We start from the raw sequence: 24,508 nt of genomic DNA, 5'->3' as shown, positions 1-24,508 counted from the left end.
TCAGCCCGTCAGCCCGCCACCCGACAGCACGAGCTGGAGCGCCAGCACGAGGGCGGCGAACATCACGAGCCGGAACAGGACGCGACCCGGGGTGCGGGTCACGGCCAGCACGATCGTCGCAATGGCGGCAACCATGACGACCGCGGCGAACACCCACGACAGGGGGCCCACGCGCTGGACGTCGCCGTTCGCCGAACCCCACACGACCGCGACCGCTCCGACGATGATCCCGAGCGCCGCGAGCACGGCCGACCACCGCGCCCCGGTCCGATGGGGAAACCCCCGAATCCCGGTCACTCGATCGTCGTCCAGGTCGGGCAGCACGTTCGTGAGGTGCACGGCGGCGCCCAGGATCGCGCCCGCGAGCGTGGACCACCAAGCGGCCAGAGCGGGCTCCGGGGCTGAGAGGGTGGCGACCGAGGGGAAGAGCCCGAAGCTCACGAGGAACGGGACGATCGAGATCGCCGTGGACTTCAGCCCGGCGTTGTAAGCCCAGGCCGAGGCCAGCACGATGGCGTGGGCCGCGAGCGCCCCGAGCCCGAGCCATCCCGTGAGGACGAGCGCGATCACCAGTGACCCGAGAGCCGCGACCCAGGCCGCGCGAAGCGACACATCGCCGCGCGCGATCGGCTTGTCGCTGCGTCCGACGCGGCGATCCCGGTCGCTGTCGATCGCGTCGTTCGACAGGCCGATGGAGAGCTGCCCGGAGAACACCGCGATCACGAGCACGGCGACGCGCCAGGCATCCAGGCCCGCCGCGATGCCGAGACCGAGCGAGAGAGCGGTGACGACGAGCGTCGGACCGGGGTGGGTCGAGCGCCAGAGGGCGAGGGCGGCGCGCATGCCCGCAACCCTATCCGTACCTCGCCGGGGCAGACCGGGCACAACCGGTCGCCTCGACGAGCTCAGTGACGCAACCCCGAACCCCACGCGACGAACCCGACGCGAAAGGGCGCCCCGAATGACCCGGGGCGCCCTTTCGGATGTGTGCTCGTTACGCGGTCAACTCGGCCGCGGTCAGACCACCCGCGAGCTCGTCGATCACGTCGTCGCCGGGCGCCGCGTCCTGGAACGGTGCGACGATCTCGGCGCGCTCGAGCATCTCGGTCATCTTGCGACGACGCTGGCGCGTGATCAGCGTGACGACGCGCCCCTGCTTGCCCGCGCGACCGGTACGGCCCGAGCGGTGCAGGTACGTCTTGTACTCGTCGGGAGCGTCGGCCTGGATGATCAGGTCGATGTCGTCGACGTGGATGCCGCGTGCCGCGACATCCGTCGCGACGAGCACGTTGACCCGTCCCGACGTCAGACGCTCGAGGTTGCGCGTGCGCTTCTGCTGGTTGAGGTCGCCGTGCAGAGCGACGGCCGGGATGCCCTCGTCGGCGAACTGCTCGGCGAGCATCTCGGCGAACGCGCGGGTGCGGGCGAAGACCAGGGTCTTGCCGTCGCGGTCGACCAAGCGGCTGAGGATCTCGGCCTTGTTGCGGTGGTCGATCACGAGCACGCGGTGCTCGATCGTGCTGGAGGCCTGGTCTTCACCGGCGACCTCGTGCACGGCCGGCTCGACGAGGAACTCGTCGACGAGCGCCGAGACCTCGCGGTCCAGCGTCGCCGAGAAGAGCAGCTTCTGCGAGCCGTCGGATGTCTCCCGCAGGATGCGCTGCACGGGCTCGAGAAACCCGAGCTCGCACATGTGGTCGGCCTCGTCGATGATCGCGACCTGGACCTCGCTCAGGTCGAGGCGGCCCTGGTTGATGAGATCTTCGATGCGTCCGGGGGTACCGATGATGATGTCGACGCCCTTCTTGAGCGCACCGACCTGACGCGCCTGGGGCACGCCGCCGTAGATCTGGGTCGTGAAGAGCCCGACGCTGCGGGCGATCGGCTGGATCGTGCGGTCGATCTGCAGAGCGAGTTCGCGGGTCGGGGCGAGGATGAGCGCCTTCGGCTTGCGACCGAACTCGCGTCGCTGGCCGGCCTGGCCGCGGAGCACGTTCTCGACCATCGGAGCGCCGAAGGCGATCGTCTTGCCCGAGCCCGTGCGACCGCGGGCGAGCATGTCGCGGCCCGCGATGATCTCGGGGATGGTCGCGGCCTGGATCGCGAACGGTGCGGCGGCACCGAGATCGGCGAGGGCGCGGACGATGTTGTCGCCCAGTCCCAGATCGCCGAAGCTCACGCCGTCGACATCCGTCGCCTGGATGGCTTCGGCCTGCAGCCGCTCGTGCACGACGTCGACGTGCTGCTCGTGCGATGCGGTGCGCTCGGGCTTCTTCGACCAGTCGGAACGGCCCGCGGGTGCACCGTTGCGGTCATCGCGACGGGGGCGATCGCTGTTGTATTCGCGCTTCGGGCGGTCGTCGAACGAACGCTTGGGGCGGTCGTCGAACGACCGCGCGGGACGCTCGCCATACGTCCGAGCCGGGCGATCGTTGTTGTACTCACGACGCGCGGGACGCTCCGCGCCGTCGCGCGACGGTCGGTTGTCGTACGAGCGCGCGGGACGCTCGTCGAACGAACGGGCGGGACGCTCGTCACGACCGCGCGGGGGACGGCCCTCGAACGAACGCTTCGGGCGGTCGTCGAATGACCGTGCCGGGCGCTCATCGAACGAACGCGCGGGCCGCTCACCGTAGGTGCGCGCCGGCCGGTCGTTGTTGTACTCACGACGCGTGGGACGCTCCGCACCATCGCGCGGGGGACGGTTGTCGAACGAACGGGCCGGACGCTCACCGTAGGGGCGGGCGGGCCGGTCGTTGTCGTACTCACGACGCGCGGGACGCTCCGCACCATCGCGCAGGGGACGGTTGTCGAACGAACGGGCCGGACGCTCCTCGAACGAACGAGCCGGGCGGTCGCCCTGCGCGTGGGTGCGGATGCCGCGGGCTTCTTCACGACCCGCGCGCTGCGCCGAGGTCCAGCGGGCCTTGGGCGCGCCCGACTCTTCAGACGAACCACGGAAGCCACGGTGACCAGCGCTGCGGCTTCCCGGCTTCTGCGTGCGGGCTTCGGTTGCCGCGCCCTGACGCTTGCGGTCCTGATAGGGGGTCTTCTCGCCGCGACGCGGTTCGAAGTTCTTGGCGGGTCGGCCGCCGGCCGGCTTCTTGTTCTTGGGCATGGTGGTGTCCTTCTGGGTTGTCTCATGTGAGAACAGCACTCCACTGATCGCACCAGAGTGCGCCGGTCAGATCTGCGTCTGATCGCGGTCGGAGTTACCCGGACTCTCGTCGGCCGGGGGCCATTCAACGTGATGGTCGCCGGGGCGGATTCGCCCCCACCATCGGCCCCTTGGACTCACAAACCCATCCGCACAAGCGCGCGGTGTCCAGAGCCGACCGCACAACACTACCGCACGGGGGCAGTCCGGAGCTGGGACGAAGCCGGGTACGACGCGACGGGGAGCGCGCCGACGGTTGAATAGCATGGGAATGTTCGGCCGGTCGCGGTCGACTGAAGGAGGCTCCACCCGTGACATTCACCTCAGAGGCACGCGACGTGCGAACGGGACCCACGGGAGCGCAGTTCGTCCTTCGCAACGCGCACACCGGCGTCGGCGCGCACATCACGCAGGTCGGTGCCGCGCTTCGGGGTCTCACGGTGGGCGGCGTCGACCTCGTTCCGCCCTACCCGCCCGATGCACCCTCTCCGGCGGCATCCGGTGTCGTGCTCGTGCCGTGGCCGAACCGGATTCGTGACGGCGCCTGGATGCAGGACGGCAAGCCCCGCCGACTCGCGATCACGGAGCCCGCGCTCAACAATGCCTCCCATGGCCTGTTGCGCTTCGCCGCCTATCAGGCCATCGAGGTCGAGGCGGACCGGGTGACGCTCCAGGCCGATGTCTACCCGCAGACGGGATACCCCTTCCACCTGTCGACCCGCGTGACGTATGCACTGGCCGAGACAGGTGTCACCGTCACGCACGAGATCGTGAACGTCGGGAAGGATGCCGCGCCGGTCGCCGTCGGAACCCACCCCTACCTGATGATCGGCGGCGTTCCTACGCGCGACCTCGTCCTGCGCTCGTCCGGTACCCATCGATTCGTCGTGGACAAGCAGCTCGTGCCGACGGGTGAAGAACCGGTGGGCCCGGGCAACGACCTGCGCGAGGGCCGACGGCTCGGCGACGTCACCCTCGACACCGCGTATTCGGGACTCGCCCGCGATGACGACGGACTCATCCGTCACTCACTGACGGCTCCGGATGGTCGATCGCTCGTCCTGTGGCAGGGGCCGGGGTTCGACTTCGCTCAGGTCTTCACCACGGACCGCTATCCGGGCCAGTCGCTCGCGGTGGCAATCGAGCCGATGACCGCGCCCGCGGATGCTTTCAACTCCGGACGAGGCCTGAAATGGCTCGCCTACGCCGAATCCTGGTCGCTGAGTTGGGGGATTGAACTGACCCGTACATGAGATAACTCTCATGTACGGGTCTCCAGGGGGCTAAATGGCCGCTGGCGGAAATGATAGCCCGCTATACTCCTCGCAATAGCCACGCATCCCGACACCCCCCGAAAGGTCTGGACGTGACACCCCCCGGTCTCGTCACACCCTCCGTCAACATCGCCCCGTCCAACTTGCGCGCTTGGCGCGCCCTCCGCGCATCAATCCTCGCGGTGGGCGCCACGGTGCTCACGCTCGGTGCGACCCCTGGCGACCCCACCGTACCCCTCTGGGGCCACTGGTCGGTGGGCATGCTTGCCGCCTTCGCGGCCGCCGCGACGGGCGGGGTCCTGGCGTATCGCGCGTACACGCGGCGCACCGAGGTATCGATCGCACGGGGCCAGCACGACGGCCACTGGAGCCACCGGATCGACGCGGTTTCGGCGGGCCTGGCGCAGGCGCTCATATCGGGACTGCTGGTCGCCCTCGCCTTCATCCTGTTGAACAACCTCACGGGCGGCGCTCACGTCACCGCGCTGCAGGCGACGGTCGCAGCGGGGGTGAGCATCGCGATCGTTTCGCTGGTCGCCACGCTGGCGGCGTCGCGCAACGAGACGATCCACGCGGTCGGGATGCTCATGTCCTTGACGGTCCTCGGGTCGCTCACGTCGATCCTGACGACGCCCGACCCGGACTGGTGGCAGCTGCACTTCAGCCAGCTGGGAACATTCCACGCCTTCTCGGGCTACATGTTCAACGGCACACTCATCGCGACCGGCACCCTGATCGTCGCATTCTCGTTCCGTGTCCGTCGCGTTCTGATCAACGCCCGACGCCAGGAACGGCTGCGGAGCGTCCGCGCACCGCGCGTCTTCGCGATCCTGGTCGCGTGCGTGGGCTTTCACATGGCGATGGTGGGGTTCATCCCGGTGAACCAGCAGCAGTTCCTGCACGACCGCGCGGCCACGGGAATGACCCTGTCGTTCGCGGCACTGCTCATCCTCACGCCGTGGTTGTTGCGTGGCCTCCCCCCGCGCCTCACGCGCGCAACCGGCGCCATCGCGGCAATTCTCGTGGTGGGCGCGACCGTCTTCATCTTCGGCGTGATCAACCTCGCCGCCTTCGAGATCGTCGCCTTCGGCCTGATGTTCGGCTGGATCGCCGTCTTCGCGACCTGCGTCGAGACGCGGCACTCGCCGATCGCGCTTCCGCCCGCTGAGGTATCGACTCCCGCGCCGGTGTCGGCATCCGTCCCGCGCCGCGACGTCGCGACGGGCCGCCCGCGCCGCCCCGTCCTCGTCAGCCGTCGTGTTCGCCGCGGCGCACCCGACGGGTCTGCTGCACGGGCGCTGCCGCCGGATACCCGCCGAGCAGCGGTGAGCCCGCTTCGGCCGTCTCGCGCGTCGACTGTCCGCCGTCCGTTCCGCGGGGGTCCGGCTCGTGCGGCCCTGAATCAGACGATGCGGCGCCGCCCCGGCGAGCGTCTCGCCGCTCACTAGCACCCTCGACCAGGTTGTAGAGCGTCGGCAGCACGACCAGGGTCAGCACCGTCGATGAGACCAGCCCGCCGATGACGACGATCGCCAGCGGCTGCGAGATGAATCCTCCGTGGCCCGTGATGCCGAGCGCCAGCGGCAGGAGCGCGAAGATCGTCGCCAGGGCTGTCATCAGGATGGGGCGCAGCCGTCGCGCGGACCCCGCCATCGTGGCCTCGTATGCGCTCAGCCCCTTCTCGCGGTACTGATTGACCAGATCGACGAGCACGATGGCGTTCGTCACGACGATGCCGATCAGCATCAGAACGCCGATCAGCGACGCGACCCCGAGAGGAACACCGGTCACGATCTGCAGCAGGATAGCTCCCGTGGCGGCGAATGGCACAGATACCAGCAGCAGCAGGGGCTGCCGTAGCGACTTGAACGTCGCGACCATGATGATGTAGACGATCAGGATCGCGGCCAGCAGCGCGATGCCGAGCTGGGTGAAGGCGTCCTGCTGCTGCGATACGACCCCACCCACCTCGGCGTCGGCACCCACCGGCAGGTCGATGTCCGCCAGGGCCTCGGTGACCGACGCCGAGGCGGCGTTCAGGTTGTCCGTCGAGGGCGTGACGGTGATCGTCGCGGTTCGCTGCCCGCGCTGGGTCGTGATCGAGGTCGGTCCGTCCGTCTCGTCGACGGTGGCGATCTGGTCCAGCCGAACGGGGCCGGTCGCCGTCGGCACCTCGAGCGCCCGTAGCTCATCGAGGCTGGCGGGAGATACGGATGCCGCGAGGTAGACGGTCAGGGCCGTGTCATCGATCTCGATGGACCCGATCGCCTGGGGCTGCATCGCGCCCGAGACGAGCGCACCCACCGCGACCTCGGACAGGCCACGGGCGGCAGCGGCTTCACGATCGACGACGACCGCGATGTACGGCAGCGATGCGGACAGATTGCTGGTCACCTGACCGATGCCGTCGCGCCCACCGAGTGCGTCAGCGACGTCCGCCGTCGCCTGCTCGAGCGTCGCGCGGTCGGGGGCACTCACGTCGACCTCGATGTCGCTCGACCCGAAGCCTCCTCCGGACCCGCCTACCGCGATCTCGCCGGCACCGTCGAGATCGGCCAGCGTCGTCTGAACACGCTCACGCAACGCGACCTGATCCGCGTCCGAGTCGGTCGTGATCGAGTAGGTGATACCCGCGCCGCCGCCCGAGAATGCGTCACGAAGCGCCGAACCGCTCGATCCGATCGAGACCTGGACGGTCTCGATGCCATCGATGCCCAGGAGCACCTCTTCCACCCGCACCGCGGCGGCGTCCTCGCTTTCGAGGCTTGCCGCAGGGCCGAGATTCTGCGTCACGGTGAAGGTGTTCTGTCCGGAGTCGCCGAGGAAGTTCGTCTTCATGAACGGCGCCGCCGCGGCCGTGCCGCCGAGCACGACGAGCGCCAGCGCCAGCGTGATCCACGAGTGCTTGAGGGTCCAGGTGAGGATCGGCAGGTACGACTTCTGCAGGCGCGTGTGCGGTGCCCTCGGTGACTCGGGGTCGACGGCAGCACCGTCGGCGTCGACCAGCGGCTTGCCCGGGCGGAGGAACCAGTAGGCCAGCACGGGCACGATCGTCAGCGCCACGAAGAGCGAGGCGAGCATCGCGATCGTGACGGTGAGCGCGAACGGCCGGAAGAGCTCGCCGGTGACGTCGCCGACGAAGACGATCGGCAGGAAGACGGCGACGCTCGTGAGCGTAGACGCGGTGATGGCCGCGGCGACCTCACGCACGGCCAGCAGGATGGATGCGGTCTTGTCCGCGTCGCCCACGTAATGGCGCTTGATGTTCTCGATCACGACGATCGCGTCATCGACCACCCGCCCGATCGCGATCGTCAGCGCACCCAGGGTGAGGATGTTGAGGGAGTACCCGAACGCCTGGATCCCGATGAACGTGATGAGAACGCTGGTCGGAATCGAGATCGCCGTGACGAGCGTCGAACGCACCGACAGCAGGAACAGCAGGATGACGAGCACCGCGAAGACGAGCCCGAGCAGGCCCTCCTGTGCGAGCGACTCGATCGACTGCTGGATGTACGGGGCCTGGTCGAACACGACCGTGAACGTCGGTCCTCCCAGGCTCCGCTCGAGCTCCGGCAGGAGCGCGAGCACGCCGCGCGACACGTCGACGGTGTTGGCAGCGGGCAGCTTCGTGATGGCGATCGTCAGAGCCGGCTCTCCATCGACGCGAGAGATCGACGTGACCGGGTCCGTGTCCTCCACGACGGTGGCGACATCCCCGATCGTCACCGTCTCGGGTCCGAACTGATCGGCGCTCGTCGGCACGAGCGGCAGTGCAGCGAGTTCATCGACGGTCGTGATCTTGGCACCGGTCTGCACCGTGAGCGACTGGTCGGCCTCGGTTATCTGACCGCCGGGAAACAACACGCCGTTCTGATCGAGGGCGTCCCGGATGGCCTGCTGGCTGAACCCGGCGGCCGCCAGCGACGCCCTGTCCGGCGTGATGGTGATCCTCTGACCGATGCCCCCGACGATCTGCGCGGCGTTCACGCCGTCGACATCCTCGAGATCCGGGATCACGCTCTTCTCGAGCTGCGCCTGGATCGACAGCGCGTCATCGAAGCCGGTGACGGCGAGCTGGATGACGGGGAAGTCGTCGAAGCTCGCGGAGATCACGTTCGGCTCGACGGACTCGGGCAGCTGAGCGTCGATGCGGTTGATCGCCTGGGTGATCTTCTGCTCGGCCGTCGCGAGGTTCGTGCCATAGGTGAACGACGCCGAGATGATGGACGCGTTCGTGGTGCTCGTCGCGACCGTCGACTCGAGCCCCGCGATGCCCTGAATGGCCGTCTCGATCGGCGTCGAGACATCCGTGTTCACGACTTCCGGTGAGGCACCCGGGTAGGCCGTGACGATGGCGAGCTGCGGGAACTCGATCGACGGGATCAGCTCCTGCTTCAGGCTGGTCAGCGCGAGCCCGCCGAACACAGCCGCCACGATCGTGATGAGGGCGATGAGCGCGCGGTTCTTCAGGCTCAGAATGGCGAGATTCGACACGGTCGGCCTTCGATGTGAGACGGCGCGGACACCGAGCCGGAGTCCGGGGAACGATACGCGAACGTATCCTGATCAGTATCGCATCCGTCGGCGCCCTCCTACCCCGTGAGCAGCTCGCGAATGGCCGTCTCGGCGGCCACGTTCAGATCCAGGAGCCGGCCCCTCTCGTAGGCGCGGAACACGCGGGGATCGATGTAGCTCCCGCGCGCCACGGCGGGGGTGTTCCCCAACGACTCCGCCGTGGCCCGAACGGCCAGCTGCTCGGCCCGCTTGCGGTCGGACTTCGTCGCAACGGGCCCGATGCGCGCCAGCGCTTCCGCGGCGAGGATCGTGCCACGGAGCGTCCGGAAATCCTTCGCCGTGAACGATCCGCCGGTGAGCGCGCGCACGTGCGCATTGACGTCACGCGACGTGAGCGCGACACGCCGTCGGCCCCGCTCGTACGCGAGCAGGGGCGAACGCGGTCGACCGGCGACGAGCTGCGTGATGACGAGGGCGAGATCCGCATCGTCGACGTCGATCAGCGCCCGCTTGCCGCTCTTGGCGGGGAACGAGAGGGTGACCACGGTTCCCTCGACCGTCGCATCCCTGCGGATCAGCGTGGTCAGGCCCCGGCTGCCGTTCGCTTTCAGGTAGCGGGCGGACCCGACGCGGGGCGCAGCCTGATCGAGCAACCGGAACGCCGCGCCGAGCACCCGCTCGCGGTCGAGCTGCTCTCGGCGCAAGGCCGTCGTGACTCGCGCTCGAGCCCGGGGGATCACCTCGGCTAGCTGCAACGCCCGCGCGAACTTGCCGCGGTCGCGCGTGGAGCTCCATGCGGAGTGATACAGGTACTGTCGTCGACCCGCATCGTCCGTGCCGACGGCCTGGATGTGTCCCCGAGCCTCACGGGCGATCCAGACGTCCCGCCACGCGGGCGGGATCACCAGAGCTTCGATGCGTGCGACGTCACGTGCAGATGCCGGCTTGCCGCGGTGGTCGGCGTATCGGAATCCGGATCCGGACCGGATGCGTCGCAGACCGGGGTCTTCGAGGGGGCGGACCCGGACGAGGCGGCGTGCGCCAGAACTCCCTGCTCGTGCAGCCGTCATCGCCCCGCACTCCCCCGTCCCCGACCGCGACGTGCGATCCCGTCGAAACCTAGCGCCTTCGGCGCCCCTCGAGGGAGGACTTGACACCCGGCATCCGGACTCGACCCGGGACAGCCATGCGCGGACCCCACGCGCACATGCTCGTCGCACGTATCACTGTGCCCGCGTCGCGATTAGCACCGTCCGTGCAGGCCCGTCAACCCCCTCGCACGCTCTCCGGGACCCGCATAGCGTCTGCTGTCAGTGCCACCCGCACACCGTCCGCGTGCGTCCGCCGAGGCATGAGCCCGGCGCACGACCGAGCGGACGAAACACAAAGGAGCCTCACCATGAACCTCGCAGCCCTCATCATCATCATCATCGCGGTCGTGCTGGCCATCACCGGCGGCATCTGGTCTGCAGCCAACTGGCTGATCTGGGTCGCCATCGTGCTCGCCGTGATCGCCTTGATCATGTTCCTGCTCCGCCTCATCACGGGTCGAAGCAAGGTCTAGAGATGTCCGGCCGCGCGCGTTTCGGGTGCGCGCGTAGGCCTTCCGCCGCGGATGCCGCGGTCCAGCTATCGTGCTGGACCGCGGCATCCGTCTTTTCGGGATCCGCTCTTGCGGCTACAGCTCGCGCCCCACGTAAGTGTGCAGCGCGTCGCGAACGAACTCCGCTCCCGCCGTTCCTCCGTCCGCCGTGGCGTAGTTTGCGCCGAACCGCGGATCGGCGACGTACATGTCGGCGAGACCCGTGACGTACGCACGCATGTCGGCACCCGACGGCGTCCCCGGCATGCCCGCGAGCCACTCGACGTGACGACGGGCCATACCCAGGGCGATCGGAGAGTCTGCCGCGACGCCGCTTTCGGCGGCACGGATCCAGTCACGCGCGAGGTCCGCGGCGCGCTGTTGCCACGCTGACCTGTCGTCGGCCGACATGCCGCGCCACCAGGCGTCGTTGCGGGAATAGGCCTCCGCTCCCCAACGGGTCTCGACCTCGTCGCGGTACGCGGTGTGGTCGAATCCATCGAACATCGTGTCCATCATCAATTCTTCACCCCCTCTCAATGCCGCGATCGTCTTCTCGACGGCCGTGATCTGTCGCGTCAGCCGCTCGCGCTCTTCGCGCAGGGCCGCAGCGTGCTCGGCGAGGGCATCTGCTTCGTCGGCGGCCGCCGTCTCGTCGAGGATGCGGGCGATGCGCGACAGACCGACTCCCAGGCCGCGCAGCAGAAGGATCCGTTGCAGGCGCAAGAGGCCGGCACTGTCGTAGATCCGCTGTCCACCGGATGCGGCGCGGATCGGATGCAGCAGCCCGATCGCGTCGTAGTGACGCAGTGCACGGCTCGTCGTCCCGGCGCTCCGCGCCACCTCCTGGATCGTCCATTCCATGTCGCTCCCCCTTCGAGAAGCCACGCTAGGCGTTGACGCTGCGTCAATGTCAAACCGGTTCGTCTTCTCCCGACGACACCCTTGTACTCACGATATATCGTGTTATTCTGTACTCACGATATATCGTGTCTTCGAATCTCAAGGAGCGTGCCATGACATTGGAAAAGTGGATCGTCCACCCGGGCGAATCGCGCGTGATCGACATCGAGTCCGTCCGCAAGCTGAAGGTAGGCCTGGTGGGTGGCCAGATCGACGTCATCGCCCACGACGAGCCCGGAATCCGCATCGAGGTCCACGCCGTCACGATCAAGGATCTGCGTATCGAAGCGACGGGCGACACCATCGAGATCGATCACCCGCAGCTGCGGTGGGACAACTTCCTCGAGGTCTTCCGCAACTTCGGGACCGGCGGGCCCAAGGCCGAGATCAGCGTCGCCGTACCACGCAACATCGCCCTGAATCTCGGCGTCGTCTCCGCGAGCGCGCTCGTGGCGGGCCTCGAGAACGACGTCCGGCTGAACACGGTCTCGGGCGACATCATCGTCGACGGGCTCACCGGCGACCTGCAGGTCAACGCCGTCTCGGGCGACGTGCAGGCACACCGACTCGTCGGTGCCCTCAGCGCGAACAGCGTGTCGGGCGACGTCGCGGCCACCGGCAGTCTGCGCAAGGCCACCGTGGACACCGTTTCGGGCAGCGTCATGCTGGACACGACGGGCGCCGTCAACCAGATCAGCCTCAACACGGTCAACGGCAACGCGACCGTTCGGCTCGACCAGGCATTGGCCGCCAACTACGTCGCGCGGAGCGTCAGCGGACGCGTACAGGTGGACGGCGTCGTGCGGTCGGGGTCCGGTCCCACCAACTTCACCGGTTCGACCGGCGAACTCAGCGGGACCTTCGCCGACATCCGCACCAACACGGTGTCCGGCGACGTCACCGTTCTACGGCGGCCCCCGATGGACGCCGCACCCGTCACCGACGCCGGCAGCGCAGACCAGAACGAATCCGACCACGGTTCCCAGGACGCGCTATGAGTCCCGTCTTCTCCCACGGCGACCTGCGCCTCTACCTGCTCAACCTCCTCGACGAGGCACCTCGGCATGGCTACGACATCATTCAGGCACTCTCGGACCGCACCGGCGGCACCTACACCCCGAGCGCGGGCACGATCTATCCGCGGCTCGCGAAGCTCGAAGAGGAGGGGCTCGTGACCAAGAGCATCGACGGTCGCAAGACGATCTACGAGATCACGCCGGCCGGACGCGCCGAGGTGGCATCCCGCGCGGGCGACCTCGAGGGCATCGAGGCAGGCCTCGCCGACTCCGTCCGCCTCATCGCGGACGAGGTGCGCGGGAGCGTACGCGAGGCGATGAAGAGCCTTCGCGCGGACCTCGCGGCATCGGCTCGCGAAGAACTCAAGGCGGACACCGCGACCCCGCGTTCGGAAGACCCGCGAACCCGCAGCCGCGAAGAGCTGCACCGCGCCGATGCGATCGTGAACGACTTCCGCGGTCGCCTCCGCGCCGAGTTGCGCACGCACGTGGCACGCGGCGGCGTGCTCGAGACATCCGTCGTCGACGATCTCGCGACGAACGTCGAGAACGCCATGCGCGAGCTGCGGTCCGCGCTGCGGTGATCGACGCCAACTGACGCAGAACAGGAACGAGTGACGGGGCGGCCGAATTGACCGCCCCGTTCTCAGTCCTGGGGCCAAAGGTCCTCGTCGTCGGCCGCCGCCGTGCCGAGCGGCACGACGAGGATCGGGCGATGCTGGCGATGGGCCAGGCGCGCGGCCACCGATCCCGTGAAGAACTCGCGGATCGATTCGCCGATTCCCCGGTCGCGGGTGCCGACGACGAGCAGCTTGGCGTCGAGACGTTCGGCCAGGCCCTTCAACGCGATCGCGGGGTCACCGACGAGCTGACGCAACTCCCACGCCACGCCCTGTGCATCGAGGGCATCGTGCGCGGCCTGACGCACTGCTTCGAGCTCTGCGCCCCCGGGCGCGACATCGATGTCGATGGGTGCCGAGTGGACGTAGCCATCCGGGTCCTCGTACGTGACGAACCGCGTCATGTCGACGTGCACGATCACGAGCGGCGCCTGCATGAGGCGGGCGAAGTGGGCCCCCTCGCGCATCACTCGCGCGGATTGACCGGGCACCACGGCGACGATGACCGCCCCGTGGAGGGCGGTATCACGCGCTCCGCCCGTGTCGCCGCTCGGGGATTCCGGGCTCATATCGGTCATCGCTACTCCCTCACGGTGGTGGCGCCCCCGGCTTGCCCTCGTGCGCCCGTGCTATTCTGAATGCTACTCTTACCGGCCTCGAGCCGGTCTCGTGAATGCTTCGGGCACCTCAGACATGTCCGCCGCTCTAGTCGTGAGGGGGTCTCGCATGGGTCGTGGCCGTCAGAAGGCGAAACACACAAAGATCGCTCGCGAGCTCAAGTCTTACAGCCCGTCGGTCAACTACACCGCGCTCGAACGCGAGCTCGGGCACACGAACGACGACCTGTACGTCGACAAGTGGGCAGACGAGTACGAGGACGAGAAGGCCTAGCCCTCCCCCTCAGCGAGCTCCACGCCAGGGCAGCCGGTGCGATCAGCGGCTGAGCGTCGCGAACTTCCGCACGGATAGCGGCACGAACACGGCAAGCATGACCACGGCGAAGATCAGCACATAGATCACCGGGTGCTGCAACGGCCATGCGTCGGCCGTCGGGGAGTTCTCGGGAACGTTGCCGAAGAGCACACGGGCCGCCTGCACCAGCGCGGACACGGGGTTCCATTCCGCGAAGACGCGGAGGGGACCCGGCAGATTCTCGCTCGGCACGAATGCGTTCGAGATGAACGTGAGCGGGAAGAGGATGAGGAACGAGGCGTTGTTGATGACCTCGGGGCTCCGTACCGAGAGTCCGAGGAAGCTCATCACCCACGAGAACGCGTACGAGAACAGGATGAGCAGTCCGACGCCCGCCACGAAGCCCACGACCGACGACTCGACGCGCCAACCGACCAGCAACCCGGTCAGCATCATCACCACGAGCGAGAGCACGTTGATGACGAGGTCACCCACCGTTCGCCCGATCAGGACCGCGGACCCGTTCATCGGCAGCGTGCGGAATCGGTCGATGATCCCGTCCTTCAGATCCTGCGCCATGGCCGAGCCGGAGTAGGTCGAGCCGAACACGATCGTCTGCGCGAAGATTCCCGCCATCAGGAACGACGTGTAGCTCTCGCCGGGGATGTCGATCGACGAGCCGAACACGAAGGTGAACAGCAGCACGAACATGATGGGCTGGATGAGCGTGAACACCAGGATGTCGGGCACGCGCACGATCTTCTTGATGTTCCGCCACGTCGCGACGTAGCCGTCGGAGAAGAACCGGCTGATCGCGCTGCCGGGAAGCGGCTGGAGTGCCGCGGTGGACGTGCGGGAGGCCGACCCACCCGGGGGGATCGTCGTCATGCCACCGCCTCCTCGTCTGACGTCGCCTCGGCCGCGTGGCCGGTGAGCTGCAGGAAGACGTCGTCGAGGGTCGGTCGCCGCATCCCCGCGTCGTGCAATTCGATACCGGCCGCAGCCACTTCCGCCATGATGCTGCCCAGCGCGTCCGCGCCGTCGGCGACGGGGACGACCAGCGTGCGTCCCCCATCGGACACGACGGTACCGGTGCCGTGACGCTGCAGAATCCGCTCGACCGCGGGCGCATCCGCCTCTTGAGCGAAGCTGATCGCCACGCGCTGCCCTCCCACGGATGACTTCAGCTCGTCGGCCGTACCCTCGGCGATCACCCGCCCGTTGTCGATGATCGAGATCGAATCGGCGAGGCGGTCCGCCTCTTCGAGGTACTGCGTGGTCAGCAACACCGTCGTGCCGCCCGCCACGAGCGACTCGATGATGTCCCACAGCGCCAGCCGGCTCCGCGGATCGAGCCCCGTGGTCGGCTCGTCCAGGAAGAGGACGGGCGGATTGATCACGAGGGCGCCCGCGAGGTCGATCCGGCGCCGCATTCCGCCCGAGAATCCCTTCACCGGGCGGTTCTGCGCGTCGACCAGATCGAACAGCTCGATGAGCTCATGCGCGCGCTCGGCCGCGCGCTTGCGGCCGAGGTGATACAGCAGACCGACCATGAGCAGGTTCTCGAAACCGGTCAGGTTCTCATCCACCGCGGCATACTGGCCGCTGGCCCCGCTCATGCGTCGAACGGCCTGGGGATCGGCGAGGACGTCGATTCCGTTGATGTGCGCCGATCCGGAGTCGGGCTTGATCAGCGTCGTGAGGACCTTCACCGTTGTGGTCTTGCCTGCGCCGTTGGGCCCGAGCAGCGCGGTGACGGTTCCCTCGGGAACCGTCAGGTCGAGGCCGTCGAGCGCCCGCACGGTGGGAGCGCCCTTGGGCTGATAGGTCTTGACGAGATCCCTCGCCTCGATGAAGGCCATGCGCGCGATCGTACCCCGGGCCGGCGACGTCGGCGTAACAGCCCGACGGTCAGGACGTCTGGGACCCCTCGACCCACGCCAGGTACTCCTCCGAGACCGTGCCGGTTACGTAGTGCCCATCGAAGCAGCTCATATCGAGGTCCGTGACGTCCGAACCCTCGAGGATCGCGGCTTTGAGGTCCTCGACCTCTTGATAGACGAGGTAGTCGCAGCCGAGCTCTTCCGCGATCTCGGGGATCGTGCGGCCATGAGCGACGAGCTCCTGACGCGACGGCATGTTGATGCCGTAGACGTGCGGAAAACGCACGGGCGGGGCGGCCGATGCGAACGTCACGGTCTTGGCACCCGCATCCCGTGCCATCTGGATGATCTGCTGGCTCGTCGTGCCGCGCACGATCGAGTCGTCGATCAGCAGGACGTTCTTGCCCTTGAACTCGCTCGACATGGCGTTGAGCTTCTGCCGCACGCTCTTTCGGCGCACCGCCTGCCCGGGCATGATGAACGTCCGCCCGACGTAGCGGTTCTTGTAGAACCCCTCGCGATACTCGATGCCGAGCTTGCGAGCGACCTGCATGGCGGCGGGCCGCGACGAGTCCGGGATGGGCATGACGACATCGATCGTCCCGGTCGGGGTGTACTTGGCGATCGTGTCGGCAAGACGGTCGCCCATGCGCAGGCGGGCCTCGTACACCGAGATGCCGTTCATGATCGAGTCGGGACGCGCGAGGTAGACGTACTCGAAAGAGCACGGTGCCAGCCGCGTGTCCTTCGCGCACTGGCGCGTGTGGAGGTGCCCCTCGAGGTCGATGAACACGGCCTCGCCCGGCATGACATCACGGACGACGTCGTAGTCCCCGTTCTCGAGCACGAGGGACTCGGACGCGACCATCCACTCGTACCCGCCTGCCGCGGTCTTGCGCGTGCCGAGGATGAGGGGACGGATGCCGAACGGATCACGGAAGGCGAGCAGCCCGTGGCCCGCGATCAGGGCGATCGTCGCGTACGACCCCTCGACGCGCTCGTGCACGCGCGAGACGGCCTGGAAGATCTGGTCGGGGTCGAGGTCGAGGCCCGAGATCGACGCCTGGAGCTCGTTGGCGAGGACGTTGACCAGGAGCTCGGTGTCCGAGCTCGTGTTGAGGTGACGCCGGTCCTTCGAGAACAACTCTTGCGTGAGCTCACGCGTGTTCGTCAGGTTGCCGTTGTGCACCAGCACGATGCCGTACGGGGCGTTGACGTAGAACGGCTGCGCCTCTTCTTCGTTGCCCGCCGTGCCCTTCGTGGCGTAGCGGACGTGACCGAGCCCGATCGTGCCGAGCAGCGCACGCATGTCACGGGTGCGGAACGCCTCGCGCACCTGCCCGCGCGCCTTCGCGAGGTGGAAGATCCCGTTCGGCTCGGCCGTGGCGATGCCCGTCGAGTCCTGGCCGCGGTGCTGCAGAAGCAGCAGGGAGTCATAGATCTCCTGGTTGACCGGCCCCTGGCCGACCATTCCGACGATGCCGCACATGGGGGTTAGTTCGCTCCATCCGCGTAGGAACCGACGAGCCGCACGGCGCCGCCGTCGACCCCCTTCGCCCCCTGTTCGAAATCTCCCTCGGGCAGCGCATCGCCGCGCACGACGCCCACGGGCCAGGCGGCGATCCCGTCGCGACCGAGCGCGGCCACCGCGGCGTCGGCCTGGTCGGCCGCGACGACCGCGAGGAATCCGATGCCGAGGTTCCACGTGCCCTCGGTCTGCTCCAGCGTGATGTGTCCCGCGTCGGCCAGCACGCGGAAGACCGGAGACGGCGACCAGGTCGCACGGTCGACGTCCACCCAGGTTCCCCGGGGGAGAACCCGAGCGAGGTTGGCCGCGATCCCGCCGCCCGTGACATGGCTCAGGGCGTGGACCCCGGCACCGGGTCGCAGATCGTCGACGAGGCGGAGGAGGGGGGTCGTGTAGAGCCGAGTGGGTTCGAGGAGTGCCTCGCCCCAGGATGTCGCGACACCGAGTTCGTCGGCACGGTCGGTGTATCCGATCCCACGGTCGCTGACGATCCGGCGAACCAGCGAGAAGCCGTTCGAGTGCAGACCGCTCGAGGCCAGGGCCAGCACGACATCACCCGGGACGATCCGCTCGTGACCGAGGACATCCGCCGCCTCGACGACACCCGTCGCCGCTCCGGCGATGTCGTAGTCGTCATCGGCGAGCAGACCGGGGTGCTCGGCGGTCTCGCCGCCGACGAGGGCCGTGCCCGTCTCGGCGCAGCCGCGCGCAATGCCCGCGACGATGTCCGCGATGCGCGCCGGCACGACCTTGCCGCACGCGATGTAATCCGTCATGAACAGCGGCCGGGCGCCGACCACGACGATGTCGTCGACGATCATGCCGACCAGATCGATGCCGACCGTGTCGTGTTTGTCGATCGCGCGGGCGATCGCGATCTTCGTGCCCACGCCATCCGTGCTCGTCGCGAGAAGCGGATGATCGAAGTCACGAAGAGCGCGCGCGTCGAAGAGGCCGGCGAAGCCACCGACACCCCCGAGGACTTCGGGACCGTGCGTCGCACGCACCGCCGACTTCATGAGTTCTACGGCGAGGTCGCCGGCCGCGGTGTCTACTCCTGCGGCGGCGTATGGGTTGAGCGAGGCTGAGGCCACCCGCACAGCCTACCGGCCCGCCCGAGGTGCCGGATTCGATCGGGGCCCGTCGTGGCTCCGGCGCTCGGCGCGCACGGGTGGCGCCACCTACAATGACGGCATGCCCAGCGCCGCCGGTCCGGAGTGGGTGATCCGCGAGGACGCGAACATCGCGGTCATCCTGGCCCTTGCGCTGCGTCAGCTCGTGGGCGTGCGATGGCCGGACGAACTGCCTCCCCTGCGCGGTCTGCCGTCGAACGAGTCCCTACGCGACGAGCAGGAGCAGTCCCGCCTCGAACGGCAGTGGCGCGAATACTGGGCGATGACCGTCGAACCCCAGGCACACCCCGCCTCGAGCCCCCTCGACCTGGTCGACGGGTTCGAGACCTATGTCGCGCTCCCCGTCGAGGGCTTCGACGACCTGCGCGAGGCCATCGCTCCCCATACGAGTGCCGTGGCGTTCGCGCGAGCCGCACACGATCGCCACGCGGGCAACGCCCTCGGCAAGGCCGGTGTCTCGTACCGCGCCTATGCCGGGGCGATCGCGCAACACGAACGAGAGGTCGGGCGCAGGGCACACGCCTTCGAACTCAACGTGCAGGTGCTACCGCTCACCCAGCGTGGCGTGTGGTGGATCGGGTCGCTCACGATCGCGGTCACGGACGGGCTGCGCAGCGACGTCGTCGCATTCGACGCGGCGATCCATCCGATCATCGCCGAGCTCGCATAAACGCTGCCTCAGAACGGCGGTGGATCCGTGTTCGGAGTGAAGCGGATTGCCGAGGGTGGTTTGTCGATGTAGACGTGACCACCCGGGGACGTCCACTCCAGTACTCCACCGCCGAGTTGGCGAACCGTCCAGGCTGTTTCGCCCTTCAGGGTGTGGTGTCGTTTGCAGAGACAAGCCAGATTGCAGGTGCTGGTCTCGCCGCCCAATGCGTAGTCGAGGGTGTGGTCCCGGTCGCACCGGTGTGCGGGTTGCCGACATCCGGGGAACCGGCAGTGCTGATCCCTCGCCCGCAGGAACCGCTTCATATCCGCAGACGGCGTGTACCTATCGACCGCGAGAACACAACCCGTGATCGGATCCGCGAGGACGCGATCCCACCCGGTCGCGTGGCCGGCGAGGGCGCGGGCCGTGGCGGGGTCGATCGGACAACGCCCGACCAACTCAGCGGGCTCGTCCGTCACACCCGCCAACGCGAGAGCGGGGACCGTGACGTTGACGATCCCGCGAATCGCGCCCAGTCCGCCGACGCCGTCGGAGAGACCGGCATCCGTTTCCACGCAAGGGGTGGTGGTGAGGAGCATGTCGGCGACGAGGTCCGCACGAATCTGATCCACGGTACGGGTGTCTGTCGGATCGGCTTTCTTGATCGCGTGGGCTTGCTGAGTGATCCGGTCGTGCATCGCATGCGCCAATACGGCCGGCTGGGTTGAGATGAATTCCGCCATCCCGTCGCCGATGTCCCGCACACACGCGCCTCGCGAGGCTCGTGCTTCTTGATGGCGTTCCGTCAACGTCCGGGGCTGCAGAGACTCTGCCAATCGCGCCAACGTCGACCCGAGCCGCCCCGGCGTCGTCCCCTCCGCCCGGGCCAACGCCGCAGCCTCGAACTCCGCCCGCGCCTCCACATCGGTCAGGGGCAGTCCGTGTTCCATGATCACCGCAACATGCCCCGCACTCACCCGCCCTTCGTCCCAGGCATCGAACGTCGCGGGGAACGCCTCGGCCAACACGGCCGCGTCGTTCATGCGGCGCTGCACCGTCCGATCCGACATGTTCGCCGCAACACCCAACTCCGCCGCCAACGCTCGCACCGGCAACTCCGCCTCACGCGACGACGAGGATGCGAGTTCCGCGACCCGACGCATCCCCAGATCCGCCGCATCCGCCAACACGCGCGCCTGCACAGCCTGCGCCCGCGCCACCACCCGCGACGCCTCCGCAAACCGCACCGCGAGATCCCGCGCGGCAACATCGACGTCGGCCATATCGACGCCCACGGTGTCGGCGGGAGCGAAGCTGTTCGAATGCATGTTCGAAACTCTACGGACGATCGCCGACATCCGAACCCCGAAAAGCACCCAAATCACGCCGAAATCGCGACGAGAAGATGAGAGTTCTCCCATCTGGAAACCGGAGGTCGAACGGGCGCAGAGTGCCGCGCGAGCGGACGTCAGTCGGCGACGGTCTCGTGGTCGAAGCTCACGGTGCGCGCCCGGCGACGCGAGACACGGTCGAACAGCAGGGCCACGAAGCCCCCGACGGCGAGGCCGACGGCGATGCCGATGAGGGCGAGGAATCCGAAGACCTGCATCGACGAGTACGTGACATCGGTCAAGGGGCTCGTCGTCTCTTCACCCGTCGCAAACGTGAGGATGAGTGCGACCAGGACTCCGAGCGATGCGCCCACCGTCAGGAAGACGCCGTACTTGGGGGCCCGACGCACGCGTCCCTCGACGATTTCGTTGCTCACCCCTCCATTGTCGCACCTACACGGTCGGGCCGGCCGGGTCGCCGGAGCCCGCTGCCGTCATCGTCGCTTCGGCCGCGTGGCGACGCCGGACGATGATCGCGACGCCGATGGCGGCGATCAGCGCCAACCCCACTCCCCCGGCGATCCACGGCCAGACGGGCAGCGGATCGGTGGTGCCCGCGGCATCCGTGTCGGGCGCGGCGAGCGGCTCGTCGCCATCGACCGGGACGACAGCGGCCGCGACACCACAAGCGGCGGGCAACGGGACCTCGAGCGTGAGCGGGTCGAGCCGCTCGCCCGCGGGGTAGCTGCCGAATGCGGTTGCGCCGGCGGAGGTCAATGTCACCGCAACGGCATCGAGCGTGATCGCGTCCGGGCCCACGGCATGCGTCGGCACGGCGAATTCTGCGAAACGCACGCCCGTCATCGCAATGGACGCACCGGACTGGGTCGTGCCCGTGATGTCGAAGACGACGTAGCCGACGTCGCCCGCGAACTCGATGCGCGCGGCGCTGAGCGTCGTGTCCAGCGCGCCGTCATGGCCCGTGAATCGAATCGTGCCGCCGAAGTCGACGACTCCCGCGAGCGCATCCGACGTGTCGATCGATCCCGATCCGCCCGTCCAGACGAAATCGGGGTACTCGTAGGCGACGCCCGCGAGTTCCCAACCACCGCCCGCGATGCCCTCGATGTAGGTGCGGAAGGACTCCTTGAAGCCCCACCGCATCGACGCACCGTCCACGACACACGCACCGACCGCCGCGGCACGCGCCAGCGTGAAGGTCACACCACGCGAGACCGATCCCTGGAACGTGAGGGTGTGATCGCCGTCGGCGAGCGTTGCCGGGAGCGAGCCGGTCCAGGTCACGACACCGGATGCGTCCGCCACCAGGTCGGTCGCCAGCACGGTCGGCGTCGAGTAGACCACGACGGCGATGCCGGTCTCGCCCGCGCGGAAGCCATCGACCCGGATCGTGACGGGTGCGCCCGTGGAGAGCGCCGCGAGCGACCCGGGGTCGAGCACGATGCCGGTCGTCGCCGGGGGCGTGGGTGGGATGGTGCGTGTCACCGCGGTGCTGACCTTCGCCGCCGCGACGGTGCCCGAGGAACCCGACGGTGCCGCGGCTTGCGCGCCGATCGTAAGGGTGATCGGGTCGAGATTGCCGTACCGGCCCTGGAACAGGGCGCTGCCCGCGGGCGTCAGCACCACCGGGGCTCCGCTGAAGGTCACCGCTCCCCCGTCGACGCTGCGTGCCGCGACGCCGACGCTGACCGTGGCGAGCTGCATGCGCGAGCCGTTACTCATGACCCAGAGCTGAGCGGATGCCGGCGAGGCGAACCGGAACTCGGGGTTGGCGATCGACAGGTCGAGCAGACCGCCGTGGCCCGTGAACCGCACGCCGCCGGTGTACATCACGGTGCCGACACCCGTGGTGCGGTCGTAGGTCGAGCCGGAAGCCTGGCCGAACTGGAAGAGACCACCCGAGCGGGTCGCGCCGCCCGAGACGGTGATGCTGCCGTGCGCGATGGTCCCCGTGACATAGTCCGCGAACGACGCCGAGATACCCCAGCGCAGCGAACCGCCCGCGACGGATGGGGCCGGAGCGGCGGGATCGACCGGTGTCGGCGGGACCTCGGGCTGTTCGGGCACCTCGGGCACCGTGCCGGGGAACAGGATGTCCCACTGCGTCGACGAGATCGGCACATCCGCTCGCGCGTAGATCGTCTCGGCGGTCGGGTTGCTGTGACCGCGCCAGACGATGACCTCGTATTGCTTGGTGCGGTCGAGCTTGTCGGTCGGGGCGACGAGGGTCTTGTCGAACGCACCGCCGGTTATCGCGCCCGGCGTCATCCAGTAGCCGAACGCGACGTACCCGCCGCCACTCGTGAGGGCGCCCTCCGTGCCCTTCTCGATCACGGCCGCGTAGGCACCGGTGATGTCCCCGAAGTCCGAGCCGACGACACGGACCGAGGCACCCTCGGCCTGCGTGGCGACGGGCACGGAGACGTCGAGTGATGGGGGCGGTGTCAGGGTCACCGGCACGCTCAGCTCTTGTGCGGCGTTCGTGACGCCGCCCGCCGCGTAGGTGTACACACCGTACGTTCCACCCGCTGGCGGGGTCGCGGACTCGGTCACCGTGACGGTCGTGCGGAACGAGCCATCCGCACCGATGGGCGCCCACTGCGCACGGATGAGCGACTGGTACGCGCTCGGCACCTGGTCGAGCACGCTCTCGGCGAGCGCCCACTTCTGCGAGGTCGCCTTGCGCGATGCGCTCGGGGCACCCTCGGACGGACGCCACTGTTCCGCGAAACTACCGAACACGACGTACGTGCCCTGCGGCAGCGTGCTCGGGATCGGTACGCCACGCCCGCCGACGTTCGCGGCGGGGTCGTATCCGGTTCCCGCGACGACGAGGGTGTCGCCGAAATCGACGGCGTTGTCGCCGAGCGGGGTCACCCCGTCGGCGAGGTAGACCGTGAGCGCGGGCGCGGGCATCACGTCGACGATGACCTCGCGCTCCTGAGCCGCGTTCGTCACGCCGCCCGCGCCGTAGGTGTAGACCCCGTATCGCCCGCCGTCCGCGAGCGCGCTCGGGCGGGTGACGGTCAGCGTGGTCTCGAACGATCCATCCGCGGCGATCGGCGTCCACTGGGCGCGGATGGCGCCCTGGTAGTTGCTCGGAACCTGGTTCAGGACCTCTTCGGCGAGCGCCCACTTCTGCGATCCGACCTTGCGCGTGCTGCTCGCGGCGCCCTGCGACGGCTGCCAGGACTCGGCGAAGTGGCCGAACACGACGTACGTGCCCTGCGGCAGCGTGCTCGGGATCGGCGCACCGCGACCGCCGACGTTCGCCGTCGGGTCGTAGCCCGTGCCGCGCACGACGAGGGAGTCGCCCGCGCGCACGGTCGTGTCGCCGACGGGCGTGACACCGTCGGCCAGGAAGACAGCGAGCTGGGGAGTGGATGCCGGAGGCTCTGTCGGCTCGGTGGTGGGCTCGGTCGTGGGCTCATCAGTGGGCTCGGTCGAGGGCTGGTCGGTGGGCTCGGTCGACGGCTCGGGCTCGGGCTCGGTGGGCGGGAAGACCGCATCCCACTGCGTCTCGGTTATCGCCACGTCGGCGCGGGCATAGATCGTCGACGAGTTCGCCGGCGAATGCACCTGCCAGATCAGCACCTCGTACGTCTGGCTCCGATCGAGCGAGCCGGGTTCCGCCGTCAGTGCGAACGACGTGGCACCGTCGACGATCGACGGGAACGGCATGGCGAACGCGGCGTATCCCCCGCTGCCGCTGATGCCGGATTCCGTTCCCTTCACGATGAGTGCCGCATAGGCCTGCGTCGCCGTGCCGAGGCCGGATGCCTCGACCGCCACAGCCAGGCCCGCCTGTTCGGATGCGGCGGTCACCGTTCCCGAGATCGACGCACCGTCCATGGCGCGTGCGGGAACGGCCGCGAAGGCGCCGGCCGCGATCAGCAGGATCGTGAGGAACGCCGCGAAGGGGCTGCGTACAGGGGTGATCGTCGGTGCTGCGGTCACGATGATGGGTCTCCGAAAGAC

Annotated in this window: 19 protein-coding genes and 1 pseudogene; 7 read left to right on the top strand and 13 right to left on the bottom strand. The window is 68.5% G+C overall.

The window, feature by feature from the left end; all coding sequences use genetic code 11:
* Both C2868_RS13585 and C2868_RS13580 read right to left on the bottom strand, forming a co-directional pair.
* Complete coding sequence (locus tag C2868_RS13585; protein ID WP_100812659.1) at positions 1-843, bottom strand: UbiA family prenyltransferase; 843 nt, start codon at positions 841-843, stop codon at positions 1-3.
* A 151-nt stretch (positions 844-994) separates the two neighbouring features.
* The gene (locus tag C2868_RS13580) at positions 995-3,118 is read right to left on the bottom strand and encodes a DEAD/DEAH box helicase (protein WP_100812658.1); all 2,124 of its coding nucleotides are present in this window, start codon (positions 3,116-3,118) and stop codon (positions 995-997) included.
* 350 nt (positions 3,119-3,468) lie between these two features.
* Between C2868_RS13580 and C2868_RS13575 the strand changes: the two genes are divergently transcribed.
* Positions 3,469-4,410, top strand: coding sequence for an aldose 1-epimerase family protein (locus C2868_RS13575; RefSeq protein WP_308455400.1), 942 nt, complete (start codon positions 3,469-3,471; stop codon positions 4,408-4,410).
* 50 nt (positions 4,411-4,460) lie between these two features.
* Positions 4,461-5,492, top strand: a pseudogene (locus C2868_RS17790) (DUF998 domain-containing protein); the annotation flags it as partial.
* 187 nt (positions 5,493-5,679) lie between these two features.
* Here C2868_RS17790 and C2868_RS13565 read toward each other — a convergent pair.
* Together C2868_RS13565 and C2868_RS13560 are read right to left on the bottom strand one after the other, a co-directional pair.
* A complete protein-coding gene (locus C2868_RS13565) occupies positions 5,680-8,928 on the bottom strand; it encodes an efflux RND transporter permease subunit (protein WP_100812656.1) in 3,249 nt (1,082 codons plus the stop codon).
* Positions 8,929-9,026: 98 nt separating this feature from the next.
* Positions 9,027-10,019 carry a DNA topoisomerase IB gene (locus tag C2868_RS13560; RefSeq protein ID WP_100812655.1) on the bottom strand — a complete coding sequence of 331 codons (993 nt, stop codon included), beginning with the start codon at positions 10,017-10,019 and terminating at the stop codon, positions 9,027-9,029.
* A 329-nt stretch (positions 10,020-10,348) separates the two neighbouring features.
* Between C2868_RS13560 and C2868_RS17500 the strand changes: the two genes are divergently transcribed.
* Complete coding sequence (locus C2868_RS17500) at positions 10,349-10,513, top strand: hypothetical protein (RefSeq protein ID WP_181003470.1); 165 nt, start codon at positions 10,349-10,351, stop codon at positions 10,511-10,513.
* A 114-nt stretch (positions 10,514-10,627) separates the two neighbouring features.
* Here C2868_RS17500 and C2868_RS13555 read toward each other — a convergent pair whose 3' ends face one another.
* Entirely contained in the window at positions 10,628-11,395 is a 768-nt protein-coding gene (locus tag C2868_RS13555; protein ID WP_100812654.1) for a TipAS antibiotic-recognition domain-containing protein, read from the bottom strand.
* 152 nt (positions 11,396-11,547) lie between these two features.
* Here C2868_RS13555 and C2868_RS13550 point away from each other — a divergent pair, with 152 nt between their 5' ends.
* Both C2868_RS13550 and C2868_RS13545 read left to right on the top strand, forming a co-directional pair.
* Positions 11,548-12,432 carry a DUF4097 family beta strand repeat-containing protein gene (locus C2868_RS13550; RefSeq protein ID WP_100812849.1) on the top strand — a complete coding sequence of 295 codons (885 nt, stop codon included), beginning with the start codon at positions 11,548-11,550 and terminating at the stop codon, positions 12,430-12,432.
* Complete coding sequence (locus C2868_RS13545; RefSeq protein WP_100812653.1) at positions 12,429-13,034, top strand: PadR family transcriptional regulator; 606 nt, start codon at positions 12,429-12,431, stop codon at positions 13,032-13,034. Before C2868_RS13550 ends, C2868_RS13545 begins: the two co-directional genes overlap by 4 nt.
* Before the next feature lie 62 nt (positions 13,035-13,096).
* Here the strand turns inward: C2868_RS13545 and C2868_RS13540 are convergent, their stop codons facing one another.
* Complete coding sequence (locus C2868_RS13540) at positions 13,097-13,639, bottom strand: universal stress protein (RefSeq protein WP_374935789.1); 543 nt, start codon at positions 13,637-13,639, stop codon at positions 13,097-13,099.
* Between the two features lie 157 nt (positions 13,640-13,796).
* Between C2868_RS13540 and C2868_RS13535 the strand changes: the two genes are divergently transcribed.
* Complete coding sequence (locus C2868_RS13535; RefSeq protein WP_081766276.1) at positions 13,797-13,961, top strand: DUF3073 domain-containing protein; 165 nt, start codon at positions 13,797-13,799, stop codon at positions 13,959-13,961.
* Between the two features lie 42 nt (positions 13,962-14,003).
* Here C2868_RS13535 and C2868_RS13530 read toward each other — a convergent pair whose 3' ends face one another.
* From C2868_RS13530 to purM, 4 genes are read right to left on the bottom strand one after another with little or no spacing between them, the layout of a single operon-like run.
* Positions 14,004-14,870 (bottom strand): ABC transporter permease, encoded by an 867-nt coding sequence (locus tag C2868_RS13530; RefSeq protein ID WP_100812651.1) that lies wholly within the window; start codon positions 14,868-14,870, stop codon positions 14,004-14,006.
* The gene (locus C2868_RS13525; protein WP_100812650.1) at positions 14,867-15,844 is read right to left on the bottom strand and encodes an ATP-binding cassette domain-containing protein; all 978 of its coding nucleotides are present in this window, start codon (positions 15,842-15,844) and stop codon (positions 14,867-14,869) included. Before C2868_RS13525 ends, C2868_RS13530 begins: the two co-directional genes overlap by 4 nt.
* 49 nt (positions 15,845-15,893) lie before the next feature.
* Positions 15,894-17,354, bottom strand: a complete 1,461-nt coding sequence (gene purF, locus C2868_RS13520; RefSeq protein ID WP_100812649.1) for an amidophosphoribosyltransferase — start codon at positions 17,352-17,354, stop codon at positions 15,894-15,896.
* A 5-nt stretch (positions 17,355-17,359) separates the two neighbouring features.
* Complete coding sequence (gene purM / locus C2868_RS13515) at positions 17,360-18,487, bottom strand: phosphoribosylformylglycinamidine cyclo-ligase (RefSeq protein WP_181003469.1); 1,128 nt, start codon at positions 18,485-18,487, stop codon at positions 17,360-17,362.
* Positions 18,488-18,587: 100 nt separating this feature from the next.
* Between purM and C2868_RS13510 the strand changes: the two genes are divergently transcribed.
* The gene (locus C2868_RS13510; RefSeq protein ID WP_100812647.1) at positions 18,588-19,196 is read left to right on the top strand and encodes a zinc-binding alcohol dehydrogenase; all 609 of its coding nucleotides are present in this window, start codon (positions 18,588-18,590) and stop codon (positions 19,194-19,196) included.
* 8 nt (positions 19,197-19,204) lie between these two features.
* On the opposite strand, the gene C2868_RS13505 is transcribed toward C2868_RS13510, so the two are convergent.
* The 3 genes from C2868_RS13505 to C2868_RS13495 all read right to left on the bottom strand — a co-directional run bounded on the left by C2868_RS13505 (position 19,205) and on the right by C2868_RS13495 (position 24,487).
* Complete coding sequence (locus C2868_RS13505; RefSeq protein ID WP_157814042.1) at positions 19,205-20,506, bottom strand: HNH endonuclease signature motif containing protein; 1,302 nt, start codon at positions 20,504-20,506, stop codon at positions 19,205-19,207.
* A gap of 140 nt (positions 20,507-20,646) precedes the next feature.
* Positions 20,647-20,946 carry a potassium transporter Trk gene (locus tag C2868_RS13500; protein WP_100812645.1) on the bottom strand — a complete coding sequence of 100 codons (300 nt, stop codon included), beginning with the start codon at positions 20,944-20,946 and terminating at the stop codon, positions 20,647-20,649.
* A gap of 16 nt (positions 20,947-20,962) precedes the next feature.
* The gene (locus C2868_RS13495) at positions 20,963-24,487 is read right to left on the bottom strand and encodes an HtaA domain-containing protein (RefSeq protein ID WP_100812644.1); all 3,525 of its coding nucleotides are present in this window, start codon (positions 24,485-24,487) and stop codon (positions 20,963-20,965) included.
* Positions 24,488-24,508 lie beyond the last annotated feature (21 nt).

This window comes from Microbacterium sp. CJ77 (assembly GCF_002911615.1).
Classification (GTDB): domain Bacteria; phylum Actinomycetota; class Actinomycetes; order Actinomycetales; family Microbacteriaceae; genus Microbacterium.
This window is presented reverse-complemented; position numbering and strand designations above follow the sequence as displayed.

Coding starts and splice junctions, on each gene's coding strand:
- C2868_RS13585 (WP_100812659.1), bottom strand. CDS start 843: ATGCGCGCCGCCCTCGCCCTCTGGCGCTCGACCCACCCCGGTCCGACG.
- C2868_RS13540 (WP_374935789.1), bottom strand. CDS start 13,639: ATGAGCCCGGAATCCCCGAGCGGCGACACGGGCGGAGCGCGTGATACC.
- C2868_RS13560 (WP_100812655.1), bottom strand. CDS start 10,019: ATGACGGCTGCACGAGCAGGGAGTTCTGGCGCACGCCGCCTCGTCCGG.
- C2868_RS13580 (WP_100812658.1), bottom strand. CDS start 3,118: ATGCCCAAGAACAAGAAGCCGGCCGGCGGCCGACCCGCCAAGAACTTC.
- C2868_RS13550 (WP_100812849.1), top strand. CDS start 11,548: ATGACATTGGAAAAGTGGATCGTCCACCCGGGCGAATCGCGCGTGATC.
- C2868_RS13555 (WP_100812654.1), bottom strand. CDS start 11,395: ATGGAATGGACGATCCAGGAGGTGGCGCGGAGCGCCGGGACGACGAGC.
- C2868_RS13535 (WP_081766276.1), top strand. CDS start 13,797: ATGGGTCGTGGCCGTCAGAAGGCGAAACACACAAAGATCGCTCGCGAG.
- C2868_RS17500 (WP_181003470.1), top strand. CDS start 10,349: ATGAACCTCGCAGCCCTCATCATCATCATCATCGCGGTCGTGCTGGCC.
- C2868_RS13545 (WP_100812653.1), top strand. CDS start 12,429: ATGAGTCCCGTCTTCTCCCACGGCGACCTGCGCCTCTACCTGCTCAAC.
- C2868_RS13530 (WP_100812651.1), bottom strand. CDS start 14,870: ATGACGACGATCCCCCCGGGTGGGTCGGCCTCCCGCACGTCCACCGCG.
- C2868_RS13505 (WP_157814042.1), bottom strand. CDS start 20,506: ATGCATTCGAACAGCTTCGCTCCCGCCGACACCGTGGGCGTCGATATG.
- C2868_RS13525 (WP_100812650.1), bottom strand. CDS start 15,844: ATGGCCTTCATCGAGGCGAGGGATCTCGTCAAGACCTATCAGCCCAAG.
- purF (WP_100812649.1), bottom strand. CDS start 17,354: ATGTGCGGCATCGTCGGAATGGTCGGCCAGGGGCCGGTCAACCAGGAG.
- C2868_RS13510 (WP_100812647.1), top strand. CDS start 18,588: ATGCCCAGCGCCGCCGGTCCGGAGTGGGTGATCCGCGAGGACGCGAAC.